Here is a 12,371-nt window from a genome sequence, read left to right on the forward strand (position 1 = left end):
CATTTGTGAGGACGTGTACAATAGAACCTAAATAAGGGATGAGGTGGATATGAAGATGAATCAAGCTGCAGCATTTGCAAGGCCTCCATTGGCGGATTGCATCCCGGATCTGGTTGCGTTTGCCCGTGGAGAAAAGAAGGCGACCCTGTTCATCCGCAACGGCAGTCTGGTTAATGTGATGTCCGGCGAAATTCTGCCGAATACCTGCGTAGCTATCGTCGGTACGCGCATTGCCTATGTCGGCCCTTTCGTCGAGGGAATGATCGGCTCCGATACGAAGGTTATCGAGGCGGAGGGCAAATATATTGCTCCCGGCTTGTTGGACGGGCACTGCCATATTGAGAGCAGCCTGCTATCCGTAACGGAATTTGCGAACGGCGTCCTTCCGCTTGGAACGACAGGCGGCTTCTTCGATGCCCACGAAATATCGAATGTCCTTGGTCTGCCGGGACTGCGCATTATGCTGGACGAAGCAAGACAAACGCCGATGGCCGCTTATATGCAGGTAGCCTCCTGCGTCCCTTCGACGAACCCCGAGTTCGAAACGTCGGGAGCTGAGTTCGGACCGGAGGAGGTAGCCGAGGCATTAAGCTGGGGCCCGGATATGATTGCTCTTGGAGAGGTCATGAATTTCCCAGGTGTCGTCTACGGCGATCCGAAGATGATCGGTGAAATTCAGGCGACGCTCCGGGCGGGCAAGGTCGTGGACGGCCATTACACCTGGCCTGCCAATGACCCCCGGCTTGCCGCTTATGCGGCCGCAGGAGTATCGGGATGCCACGAGAGCGTCACGAAGGAAGACGTTGTCGAGCGTGTGAGACTGGGCATGTACGCCAAGATGCGCCGCGGCTCGGCATGGCATGATGTGGCCGCTACGATCAAGGCGCATACCGAGCTTGGCATTGATTCCCGCCGGATGATTCTTGTATCGGACGACCGGATTTGCAGCTCTTTAAAAGAAGAAGGCCACATGAATTTCATTGTAAGACATGCTATCCAGCAGGGCGTGAAGCCGGTGACTGCCTTCCAAATGGCAACCTTAAATACGGCAGAGCGCTTCGGTGTCGCAAGAGATGTAGGCTCCGTAACGCCGGGCACGATCGCCGACATTATTTTGCTGGACGGCAACCTGGCTGATGTTAACGTCGTTATGACGATCGCCCGTGGCGATGTAGTCGCCGAGAACGGTGCCATGACGGTGAAGCTGACCCCGTTCGACTATCCGGATTATGCGGTGAATTCGGTTAAAATCAACAAAAAGCTGGCTCCTTCCGATTTTGAAGTGCAAGCGCCGGTATCGTCAGGCACTATTAAGACCCGTGTGGCCGTCGTGAGAGAAAATCACGTGGAGACGGAGGAAATCTTCGCCGATATTCCTGTGAAGGACGGCAAGCTTCAGATCACTCCGGAGAGCACGCTGTGCAAGATGGCCTTGTTCGAGCGCCATGGCAAAACCGGCGGTTCGGCTATAGGCATTGTCGGCAATGTTGGCTTCGATCAACCGGCGGCTATCGCCATGACCGTCGCTCATGACAGCCATAACCTGCTCGTCATCGGCAACGATGACGCGGTGATGGCCCAAGCCGCAAACGCCGTCATTGGCATGCAAGGCGGCATCGCCGTTGCGACAAGCCGGACCCTCGTCGAGCTGCCGCTTCGTCTGGCCGGCCTTATGTCGACGGAGCCTTACGAGAAGGTGGTCAAGCAGTCCATTGAGATCAACCAAGCGCTGGTGAAGGCTGGATGCACGATGAATTATGCGTTCATGACCCTATCCCTGCTGGCCTTGGTCGTGATCCCTACGCTGCATATTTCCGATACGGGCTTGATTCGGATTTCCGACGCAGGGTTCGAGAAGGTATCCCTGTTCGCGGACGAAGGATAAGAAAATAAACAGCGGGGGCTTTGTGCCTCCGCTGTTTTTGTTTGAAACCTAAAAAATCCAAAATCGCTTGGTCCCCCCGGTAGGGTATCCCCCTCCGGCCGCTGTTGTTCTCGGGAAATATTTATTCAATTCGCCCCTTAGTGGTAATTTCCCGAGAACAAAGGCGGTCGCTTCGCTCCTCCAGGGGACACCCCACCTCTCCTAGGCCGATTTTTGGTATAACCAGGTTTCACTACAACCACATCGGAGGCTCACGCCCCGACGTGGTTATTTTCTTATTTCGTCCGAGGTGTTTTAATAGGTTGCTTCACGCTGGGGGCGGCAGCGCTCACGGGGACGATTATATTGCGCCGGGAGTTACGGCTGAGCGATAGCCTGATGGAGCGCTTCGATATAAGCAAGCGCAAGCTTGGACAGCGCCGCATTTTGGTGACAGATCCAGCCGACATGAATCGTCTCCTCGCATGCCAGAGGGACGGGAATAATCTCATTCCCGTTCAAATCGGCGCTCAGCACCCCGGTAGAGATCGTATAGCCGTTCAACCCGATCAACAAATTGAACAGCGTGGCCCGGTCATTGACACAAATGCTTTTGGGATGCGTCAGCGTGCTCAATATTTCTTCGGAGAAATGAAATGAATTATACTCCCCCTGCTCGAAGAACAGGTAAGGATAATCCTGAAGCTGGTCGATCGTCACAACGGATTGCTTGGCGAGCGGATTATGTACGCTTATAAAAATATGCGGCTTCGCCGTAAACAAGCCGGTAAATTTCAAATTGGCATCCTTCAGCAGCCGGTTGATGACCTTGGCGTTAAATTCATTGAGATATAGGATGCCGATCTCGCTGCGTTGGCTTTTGACATCCTGAATGATTTCATGGGTCTTCGTTTCGCGCAGCGCCAGCTCGTATTCCTCGTGGCCGTATTCACGAACCAAATGCACGAAGGCATTCACGGCAAATGCATAATGCTGCGTCGATACCGAGAAATGCTGGGGAGATGGCTTCGCGTTCAAGTATCTGCTCTCCAGCAGCTCGGCCTGCTCAATCACCTGACGGGCGTAGCCGAGAAACTCGGCCCCCTCCTTCGAGAGAGAAATGCCTTTGTTCGTGCGCTCGAAAATGGTGATCCCGATTTCCTCCTCGAGATCTTTTATCGCATTGGACAGACTCGGCTGGGAGATAAACAGCCGTTTGGCCGCTTCATTCATGGATCCCCGGTTGGCAACCTCAATCACATATTTCAACTGCTGCAGCGTCAATGTACTTCCTCTCTTTCGCCCTTAAATTGCTGCTTATTTGACCTGGACCACTTGTCCGCCGGTCATGGCAACCAGTTCTTCCGGCGTCAGCTCGAATACCGCCTTGGGATGTCCCGCTGCTGCCCACAGCGTCTTGTACTGGAACAGGTCCTCGTCAATGAGAGTCAGCAGGTTTTCGGCGTGCCCGATCGGAGCCACTCCGCCGATGACAAAACCGGTTCTCTCGCGAACGTAGTCCGCGTCCGCTTTGCCGAGCCGTTCATTCAGCTTTCCGGCGATAAGCCTTTCATTAACCCGGTTCACACCGCTGGCGACAACCAAAAGCGGCTTATCGGAGCTCTTAAGACGAAATATAATCGATTTGGCAATTTGCGCAACCTCGCAGCCAATAGCATCTGCGGCCTCCTGGGCTGTGCGTGCGCTATCGGGCAGCTCCACAACCTTATTTGCATAACCCCACTCCGCCAGCAAGTCCTGCACTCGCTGAGCGCTTTCTTTTAGCGAACCCATCTCATAATTCCCTCCAATCCTTGATTTATGCCCCTGGCGAGGGGAGGGGCCCCCAGAAAAGGAACCCCTTCGGGATAAACTTAGACAGCGGACCCTTGCTTCGCCATATCATCCAGCAAAGCGCCGTTAACGGCATTCAAGAACGCATTCGCGCTGGCTTTAATAATATCGGTGTCCATAGCGCGGCCGGAATATGTTTTGCCCTCGTATTGGATGCGGATGTTGACGCGGCCGATCGCTTCCTTGCCTCTCGACAGGCTGTTGATTTTATAATCCTTCAGCTGAACATCCATGCCTACCAAGGCTTTGATGACGCTGTACAACGCATCAATCGGACCGTCGCCTACTTCAGAGCCTTTCAAAACCTCAGAGCCCTTTCTCAATTTCACGGTAGCCGTAGGGTAAAAATCGTTGGTTACCACCTGGAAGGATTCCAGCTCATACAGCTGCTTCTCGGTATCGCTGACGGTGCGGTGACTTGTCACCAAATAAAATACGTCATGATCATACACTTCTTTTTTGGCATCGGCCAGCGTAAGGAATTTTTGGAACAGCTGCTCAAAGTCCTCGTTATCGCTCGTATCAAAGCCCATCTTCTCGACGGCGTTCTTGAACGCGTGACGGCCGGAACGGGCGGTAAGAATCAGCTCCATGCTCTCCGCTCCCACATCCTCCGGAGACATGATTTCATAAACCTGCTTATCCTTAAGCAGCCCGTCCTGATGAATGCCCGAGGAGTGGGCGAAGGCGTTCTCGCCTGTAATCGCTTTGTTCACCTGAACATCCAGGCCGGTCAAATGAGTGACCAAGCGGGACGTTCTCAGAAGCTCTTTGGTCTGAATTTCGGTATAGGCTTGGAAGGAGCTTTCCCTTACCTTCAAGGCCATTACGACTTCTTCCAGCGAGGCGTTACCCGCGCGCTCACCCAAGCCGTTAATCGTGCATTCGATTTTGTCTGCTCCGTTCTTGACCGCACTGAGCGTATTCGCGGTTGCAAGCCCCAGATCGTTATGGCAGTGCACGCTGAGAATGACCTTGTCGTTCAAGTTCTTCAAGCGGTCATTAATTCTGCGGATCAAGTCCCCGAATTCATCAGGGACGGCAAAGCCGACCGTATCCGGCACGTTAATCATCGTCGCCCCTGCTTTTACAACGGCTTCGATCGTTTTCCACAAATATTCGAAATCCGATCTCGATGCATCCTCTGTCGAATATTGAACGTAAGGCAGCAGCGTCTTGGCATATTTGACGGCTTCAACGCCCATCTCCATGACCGCTTCCTTGGATCGGTTGAACTTCTTCTCCACATGGATGTTGGAGGTTCCGAGAACGATATGGATAAGCGGATTTTGCGCCGACTTAATGCTTTGATAGACGGCGTCAATATCGGTTCGAACGGCGCGGGCCAGCGCAGTAATCGATACGCTGTCGCCAAAGGTGCGGGCAATTTCCTGCACTGCCTGAAAATCTCCTTGGGAAGAAGCCGGGAAGCCCGCTTCGATAATATCTACATTCAGCCGTTTCAATTGCTGGGCGATTTCAATTTTTTGATGCATATTTAACTTAGCGCCAGGAACCTGCTCTCCGTCACGCAATGTAGTATCCAATACAATTATTTTACGATTCATGGTTAGTTCCTCCTAAACGAAATGGATATAATATATATCTATATAAAGCGAGGTTGGTTAAACCCGGAATTTAACCAACAAAAAAACCCCGTCTCTACGTATAGAGACGAGGTTGAACTCGCGGTACCACTCTAATTCATTTCATTAACGAAATGATCTCCTTCGATGGCCATCACCATCTATCCCTGTAACGGTGGAAATCCGGCTTACCCTACATATCAGGCAGCTGTTCATAGACGAGTTCGAAATGAAGGTCACTGCCGTTTCGCACCTGCCAACGGCTCTCTGAAAGGTCCAATCAATTCTACTATTTCTAATCGTAACATTTGGCTAATGAAATTAATGGTTATTATAGGGCATCCCTGGTTCATTGTCAACAGCTGAAATTGGATAAGGGTATGGATTAGGCGAACGTTTAGATTTACAGCTGCATACAGTAACCGCATAGGGTCAAACGCCTAATATCCAAGGAAAGTAGGGAATGACGTGGCCGTTTCATATATGGATTATGCCTCGCCATCGGCAGCATTTTCTTATGATTTAAGCGACAATCGATTTTTCACAAAAGATCCGCAGAACTACATTAACGCGCTTTCCATTAAACAGCTTAATACGCTTGGAAACGTATCTCTGCTCGATATTTTTCTCAGCGCCGGTAACATCGTAGAACCCCATATACATCAGAATGCTTCGGAATTGGTCTATTGCATTTCGGGAGCTGCTGTCGTCTCGTTGATCAATCCCTTTACGAAGGAACTGCTTAACTTCCCCATTCAGCCGGGTCAAGTAGCCAACGTGCCTCAAGGATGGTGGCATTATGAGGTTGCGTCCGTCGACAACACGCATTTATTAGCCATCTTCGATGCCCCGACTCCGGAATTTATCGGCGGCTCCGATCTATTGCGTCTGACGCCCGCCAACATATTCGCACGCTCCTACTGCCTGGATGAAGACAAAGTGAAGGATACGCTCTCCCCCATTACCGGGACGGTTTTCATCGGTCCTCCAAAGGATTGCGATAAGTTTGCGGTTCAGGGCACCAGTGAGAAGGAAGCCAAACCAAACTATTCGAAGCCGATGTACCCGAATCCGCCCTTCCCAAATCAAGCATTCCCGAACCAGTCCTATCCGAACCAGGCCTTCCCGAACCAGGCCTTCCCGAACCAGCCCAATTCCAGCATGCCGCAGTACCATCAAAGATACGAGTATCCCCTGCAGCAGCCTTATATAGGCAATGGATGGGGTTACAACTATAACAGCAATCTGTAAGACGCAGCGAACAACGGAAGACCATTCAGGTCTGCTTGAGGCAGCTTGGAATGGTCTTTTTTCGTCTTCAATCCCATTGGGATAGATACTAGCATGTTAATCCTTACCAAAAACCTGCTTCGCCACGGAAACGGCTGACGCTGCCCGCGGCCAGCCTACATAGAAGGCCAAATGCGTGATGACCTCAATCAGCTCTTCCTCGGTAAGGCCATTATCCATAGCCAGCTTCAAATGGAAAGGCAGCTGGTTCGTGTGCTCGCCTGCCACAAGGGCAACAACCGTAACGAGACTCCGGTCGCGAAGCGATAGCTCCTCTCTTCTCCATACATCCCCGAACAGCACCTCCTCCGAATAGTGTGCCAACGCCGGTGCCACATTCCCCAATGTTTCTCTCGCATTCGATACGATACGTCTGTGCTTCATCGCCTGCTCTCCTTTCACCTACTCGTTATAACGACGCTTTTCATAAAATCATCTGCGCGATCCCTTTGCCGAACGTCCAATCCTCTAGCTCGGTTTCCATCAAGACAGCGAATACGTCCTCTTCTCTGATCCCGCACTCTGCCGCCAATAGCTCAGCGAGCCTGCGGTAAAATGCTTTCTTCTGATCCCTGCTTCTCCCTGACCCTAACGTGATTTGAATATAGAGGAGCTTATCCGTTCTCTCCACATTTAGATAATGGGGGCTGTAGTAAAATTCGCTTCGCTTATGCGCATGAAAAACCTGAAAGTAATCATCCTCCGGGACATGAAAATGCTCTCTTAAAGCACGCATAATACATTGACTGATGATTGGCAGCTCCTTGTCCCCGTATTGCTGCTCCAAATAACCGACTCGAATGAACGGCATGCTGGTTCCCTCCCTTTCAAGATAATTTGATTGTACACCTCAACGCTTCATCTGTATAATTGAATTAATTCATAAATATTATCATTTTATTAGATGGAGATGAGTGGTATGGATTTGAAGGAGCTCACGACCTTCCGCACGATTATTCAAGAGGGTACCTTCTCCAAGGCAGCCGCCAAATTAAATTACGCGCAGTCCACGGTGACCAATCAAATACAAAGGCTGGAAAAAGAACTTGGGATCAAGCTGTTCAAACGGGGCTGGGATGCGGAGCTTACTCCTTCCGGGAAGGTGTACGCAGAAGAGGTGGACAAGCTGATTCAGCACTGGAATTATGTATTGGACCAGGCCAAATCGCTGCAAAAGGAAGAAATAGGGACCCTTCACATCGGGGTATCGGAGACGATGACGGCCAGCCTGCTGCCCGCTGTTCTGCACAGGTTCCGCGCCCTGAAGCCGCAGATTGAGTGTCATTTCACGGTCGGCAACGCGGATATGCTGGCCCAGTCGCTTCTGCAAAACACGTTGGATTTCGCAATAACCGGGGAGCCGCACGACATCTCCGCCCTGCGCTTCGAGCATCTGTATGATGAAAAAATCAGCTTTATCGTTTCCAAGAACCATCCCTATGCTGACGCTCCAACCGTTTCCATGGAAGCTCTGTACGATTACCCGCTCTTCGTCGGCGGCAAAACCTGCTTGTACCATATGCGTCTGGTAAAAGAATTTGCCGGATATTCCGGCACGCCGTTCTTGTATACGGTGAGTCAAATTTCCGCCATACCGTCCTTCGTACAGCAAATCCCGTCAGTCGGAGCCGTCCTCTCCTCCCTCCAGCTGCCCCCTGACATTGTGCATTTGGAGGTCAACATGAAGGAACCGTTGATCCCGATCGGCATTTTGCAGCTTAGCAAGCTGCAGTACCGCTCCTCGGCAAGCACCTTATTCCTTCAATGCTTGAAGAAGGAGCTTGAGCTTTGGCAGCGTACACGAGAAGAAGGTTTAATCTTGCTCTAGCTTACACTTACACATGCAAAAAAACGCCGCTGCTTTTCGCGGCGACGCTTTTGCAATAACGACACGCGGTCAAGATGCAACCGCCCGTTTTCCCTTGGCTGCCAGCGATAAGACAAAGCACACCAGCAATACAAGAGAAGCCGATACATACGGATACTGAATGTTAATATCGAAGAGGAACCCTGCAACAACGGGACCTACAATATTTCCCAAGCTCGTATATGCGGAGTTCAAGCCGGCTACATAGCCCTGCTGGTCTTGGGCCATTTTGGACATTTGGGTGCTGACCGCCGGCCGCAAAATATCCGTTGCCAGGAAAACGATGAATGTAACCAGCAAAATCAGCCAGTAACGGCTCACAAAGAGCGTCAATAAAACAAATACCCCCGCGACAACCAGACAGACGGATATGACCCGTCTCTCGCCAAAACGGTTCAAAATCCAGCCGAAAATCGTAAGCTGTACGACAGCTCCCGCAATGGAACCGAAAGTGATGATAAAAGCAATATCCTTTGGAGTGAACCCGAATTTATGATCCACGAACAATCCGAATATCGTCTCATAATTTGCCAAGCCGAAGGACATAACGAAGACGATGATCAAGCCAAGAAAATAGGGCTCGCGGAAGGATTGTCTCAGCTGCGATATAAGACTTGGCTTGGCCTCCTGAGACGAGCTCGGAGCCGGAGACGTTCCTTTAGCTGCTTTCATCGATTCCGGAAGCAGAATCAGCGAGATGATAGCAGCTACGACTCCCGCGGCAGCTGCCGCATAGAAGGGTGCTCGAATTCCATATGCCGCAATAAATCCGCCGATCCCGGGGCCGATTATGAATCCGGTCGTAATGGCCGCATTAATGAAGCCCATTCCTTTGGCCCGTTCTTCCGTCGTAGTGACGTCGGCGGCGTAAGCCATAACCGCAGGCATGATCAGTGCGGCTCCTATACCTCCGAGCATCCTCGAGACGAAGAGAAACAACGGTGTGCTCACCACTCCGAACATCCATTCCGAGACGGCGAACACGAGCATTCCGCCAATAATAATCTTCTTTCTTCCGAGGGAATCGGATAACCGGCCTGCCATAGGAGAAAATAAGAGCTGGGTTAAAGAAAATGCGGCAACCAGCAAGCCGACGATACTGCCGTTAATATGAAGCTCTTCCATATAAGTGGGCATAATGGGTATAACAAGCCCAATGCCTGTAAAAACCAGGAAAATATTGACCATCAAAAGTAAAATTGCGCCTCTGTTTCTAAATAATAATGACATGATAATCCTCCACATGCTGTTCATTCATAATTATACTGAACGTTCGTTTTGTATTATTCCAAAAAGCTTCACCGAAAAGGAATATTTTCGGCTCGGGTTTCTGTCTATAAAACCGATACGGCTATCGCTCCGGCTCCTCCGGCCGTGCGGCAATGCCGTAAAGAAATATTTTCACCGCCATCTGGTACAGCTCCAGTGCTTCCTTCATACTCGATTTGCGCGACATCTGACTTAGGCCAAAGAACAAGCCCTCCAGGATGACAGCCAGACTCTCAACGTTAGCTTGCTTGAATTCGCCCTTCTCCATACCTTCCCGAATCAGCTTTCCGTTGAATTTCAAGTGCCTCGTGACCATCTCGGCCATCCGGTCCTCTACGTCGCTGGTTTTCTCCTCGTTATTGAAAAACTCATCCGCTGCTTTCGTAAGAGGATGATTCAAATCATCCAGCACCATCTGCTCGGCGATTCCGTACAGTTTATCTATTGTCGTTTCATACTTGGATTCTTTCTCGAGCCATTTGTGCTCCCAATCGTGGTCCCATTCCTCTACCAAATACAGGAACAAGCCTTCCTTGCTTTTAAAATGATAATAAATATTCCCTTTACTGCTGCCTGTCACCTCGACAATATCTTCGATGGAGGTCGCCTTGTACCCCTTCTGGATAAATAATACTCTAGCGGCGTCAGCTATTCGCTTTTTGGTCAACTCACTCTGCAACTGCTTTTTATTCATACGGTTCACTCCGATTTGGTGGAAGTCAGCGGAATCGTGACAATAATACTGAACGTTTATTCAGTATTCTAGCAAATGCAGTCCAATTCTGCAACCCCTCGTTCCTTTCGACGCTTAAGTCGGCATCAAAATGATCAAAAAAAAGCCCCAATGAGAATCCATTGGGGTTGAGACTGTTCAAAAACCTGCAAAGCTTGAAAAATAGCATCGGCACCCCGGTGGGGTATCCCCCTCCGGCCGCTGTTGTTCCCGGAAAAATTTTGGTTATATTGCTTTACAGCGGGTATTTTCCGAGAACAAAGGCGGACGCTATCGCTCCTACGAGGGATACCCCACCTACCACCTTTCGCATCTTTCTATATGAAATGGTTTCCTCAACAACCTGACCCCAATGAGAATCCATTGGGGTGTCTCGCTTGTGCTACCTCTGAGCCTCTGCTGCCAGAGACTCCGCTGCCGCCGCCAAATAATAAGCCAAACCGGTTTGCTGATCCTCCAGCATACGCAGGTGGAAGTCATCCTGCAGGAAAAACCGGGTTTGCGCAGCAAAGTCTGCCGGTGAAACCGCGTGGCCATGCTCGTTCATAAACGTTAAATGGCTGCGCAGCAGCTGCTTCATTTTGTCGTCGCTGTGCTTCAAGCCGTCTCTTAAGGATTGCGCCACCTCGTTCATGAAGGCTGCTGCCTCAGCCGCCTGCTCGTTCATCTCCTGAACGTCGACTGAAGCAGTTTCAAGAATGTCCACGTTGTAGGTTTCCTTCAGATGCTGGTTTTGCTCGCTTAGCGCCTCTTTCCATGCGTCCTCGCTTTCAAAGCCTTTGAATAGATCCTGACTGTTCATTGGTTCTCCTTTCTTCTTGCTCTGTATAGTTGTTCGCAAGGTGTGAAGAATGGTGTCCAGCCGCTGCTTGCGGGCCAGGAGGAGCTTTTCTTGCTCAGCAAGCATTGCCGTCCGTTCCGTTTCCTTGTCCAGAAGCGCTTTAATGGTCTCCAGCGGAAAGTCCAGCTCCTTATAAAACAAAATGTGCTGAAGACGCTCCAGCTCCTCCCTCCCGTACAACCTGTAGCCCGCGCTGCTGATTTCGCAAGGCACCAGAAGACCGATCCTGTGGTAATGGTGCAGCGTTTTGACGGTGACGTTGGACAGGGCCGATACTTCTTTTACGGTATACAGCATGGGGTTCACCTCCTTCAAAAACAAGTCTAAAGCCTCCCCCAAGAGGAGAGTCAACACTTTTATTGAACAATTCCGATGACGAAGCCGTCATATCCTTTGCTGCCGACGGTTTGAATCGCTGCAGCTGTCACCCGCGGCTCTTCCGCCAGCATGTCGAAAAACGTTCTTACTCCAAGGACCCTGGGGTCTACGCTATGCTCATTGACCACTTCTCCGTCGCGGATGACATTATCGCCAATAATAACCGTTCCCGGACGGGAGAAGCGAAGCGCCCATTGTAAATAATGGGGATTGTTTGGCTTATCCGCATCAATAAAGATGAGATCAAACGGTTCCGTGCGTTCCTCCTCCAATAGAGCTAGCTGCTCCCGCGCATCTCCTACCCGAAGCTCGACCTTATGATCCTGCTGTGCAAGGGCCAGATTGACTCTGGCGACCTCCGCATGAAGCAGGTCCACTTCAATAGTAACCAAACGCCCTTCCGGCGGCAGCGCTCTCGCCATCCAGATCGTACTGTACCCGCCCAACGTACCGATTTCCAAAATTCGCCGTGCGCCCTGCATTTGAACGAACAGGTTTAACAATTTCCCTTGTGACGGCGTTACGTCGTAAGAGGGTAACCCTGCCTTCCGATTGTTAGCCAAAGCTTCTTCAAGAATAGCGTCGTACGGAATCAGCTTCTCCGTTACATACTGATCTACCTGGTTCCAAAGGTTTAATGGATTCATAGGTATCACTTCTCCTTTATTATCGTTTGGCTGGTTCTGTTT

12 protein-coding genes and 1 other annotated feature are annotated in these 12,371 nt (G+C 50.7%); of the genes, 3 read left to right on the plus strand and 9 right to left on the minus strand.

What is annotated here, in order from left to right; translation table 11 throughout:
• The first annotated feature begins 55 nt into the window (after positions 1 to 55).
• Positions 56 to 1,885, plus strand: a complete 1,830-nt coding sequence (locus tag GGC63_RS03140; RefSeq protein ID WP_192701413.1) for an adenine deaminase — start codon at positions 56 to 58, stop codon at positions 1,883 to 1,885.
• 357 nt (positions 1,886 to 2,242) lie between these two features.
• Here the strand turns inward: GGC63_RS03140 and GGC63_RS03145 are convergent, their stop codons facing one another.
• The 3 genes from GGC63_RS03145 to GGC63_RS03155 form a co-directional block, all read right to left on the minus strand.
• Positions 2,243 to 3,148 (minus strand): LysR family transcriptional regulator, encoded by a 906-nt coding sequence (locus GGC63_RS03145; protein ID WP_192701057.1) that lies wholly within the window; start codon positions 3,146 to 3,148, stop codon positions 2,243 to 2,245.
• A 33-nt stretch (positions 3,149 to 3,181) separates the two neighbouring features.
• Positions 3,182 to 3,658, minus strand: coding sequence for a YbaK/EbsC family protein (locus GGC63_RS03150; RefSeq protein WP_192701058.1), 477 nt, complete (start codon positions 3,656 to 3,658; stop codon positions 3,182 to 3,184).
• Positions 3,659 to 3,738: 80 nt separating this feature from the next.
• A complete protein-coding gene (locus GGC63_RS03155; RefSeq protein WP_192701059.1) occupies positions 3,739 to 5,286 on the minus strand; it encodes a 2-isopropylmalate synthase in 1,548 nt (515 codons plus the stop codon).
• A 99-nt stretch (positions 5,287 to 5,385) separates the two neighbouring features.
• Positions 5,386 to 5,616 (minus strand) — a binding site (T-box leader).
• 156 nt (positions 5,617 to 5,772) lie between these two features.
• Here GGC63_RS03155 and GGC63_RS03160 point away from each other — a divergent pair.
• Positions 5,773 to 6,555: a cupin domain-containing protein gene (locus GGC63_RS03160; protein ID WP_192701060.1), complete on the plus strand. Its 783-nt coding sequence runs from the start codon at positions 5,773 to 5,775 to the stop codon at positions 6,553 to 6,555.
• A 96-nt stretch (positions 6,556 to 6,651) separates the two neighbouring features.
• On the opposite strand, the gene GGC63_RS03165 is transcribed toward GGC63_RS03160, so the two are convergent.
• Positions 6,652 to 6,978: a carboxymuconolactone decarboxylase family protein gene (locus tag GGC63_RS03165; RefSeq protein ID WP_192701061.1), complete on the minus strand. Its 327-nt coding sequence runs from the start codon at positions 6,976 to 6,978 to the stop codon at positions 6,652 to 6,654.
• Positions 6,979 to 7,018: 40 nt separating this feature from the next.
• A complete protein-coding gene (locus GGC63_RS03170; protein ID WP_192701062.1) occupies positions 7,019 to 7,405 on the minus strand; it encodes a tautomerase family protein in 387 nt (128 codons plus the stop codon).
• 108 nt (positions 7,406 to 7,513) lie between these two features.
• Between GGC63_RS03170 and GGC63_RS03175 the strand changes: the two genes are divergently transcribed.
• The gene (locus tag GGC63_RS03175; protein ID WP_192701063.1) at positions 7,514 to 8,422 is read left to right on the plus strand and encodes a LysR family transcriptional regulator; all 909 of its coding nucleotides are present in this window, start codon (positions 7,514 to 7,516) and stop codon (positions 8,420 to 8,422) included.
• Positions 8,423 to 8,491: 69 nt separating this feature from the next.
• Here GGC63_RS03175 and GGC63_RS03180 read toward each other — a convergent pair whose 3' ends face one another.
• From GGC63_RS03180 to GGC63_RS03195, 4 genes are all read right to left on the minus strand, one after another.
• Entirely contained in the window at positions 8,492 to 9,691 is a 1,200-nt protein-coding gene (locus GGC63_RS03180; protein WP_192701064.1) for an MFS transporter, read from the minus strand.
• Positions 9,692 to 9,812: 121 nt separating this feature from the next.
• Entirely contained in the window at positions 9,813 to 10,424 is a 612-nt protein-coding gene (locus GGC63_RS03185) for a TetR/AcrR family transcriptional regulator (protein WP_079908488.1), read from the minus strand.
• A 421-nt stretch (positions 10,425 to 10,845) separates the two neighbouring features.
• Positions 10,846 to 11,601: a MerR family transcriptional regulator gene (locus tag GGC63_RS03190; RefSeq protein WP_192701065.1), complete on the minus strand. Its 756-nt coding sequence runs from the start codon at positions 11,599 to 11,601 to the stop codon at positions 10,846 to 10,848.
• Between the two features lie 59 nt (positions 11,602 to 11,660).
• The gene (locus GGC63_RS03195; RefSeq protein WP_079908486.1) at positions 11,661 to 12,329 is read right to left on the minus strand and encodes an O-methyltransferase; all 669 of its coding nucleotides are present in this window, start codon (positions 12,327 to 12,329) and stop codon (positions 11,661 to 11,663) included.
• Positions 12,330 to 12,371: the final 42 nt, after the last annotated feature.

It is taken from the genome of Paenibacillus sp. OAS669 (assembly GCF_014873645.1).
GTDB lineage: Bacteria > Bacillota > Bacilli > Paenibacillales > NBRC-103111 > Paenibacillus_S > Paenibacillus_S vulneris.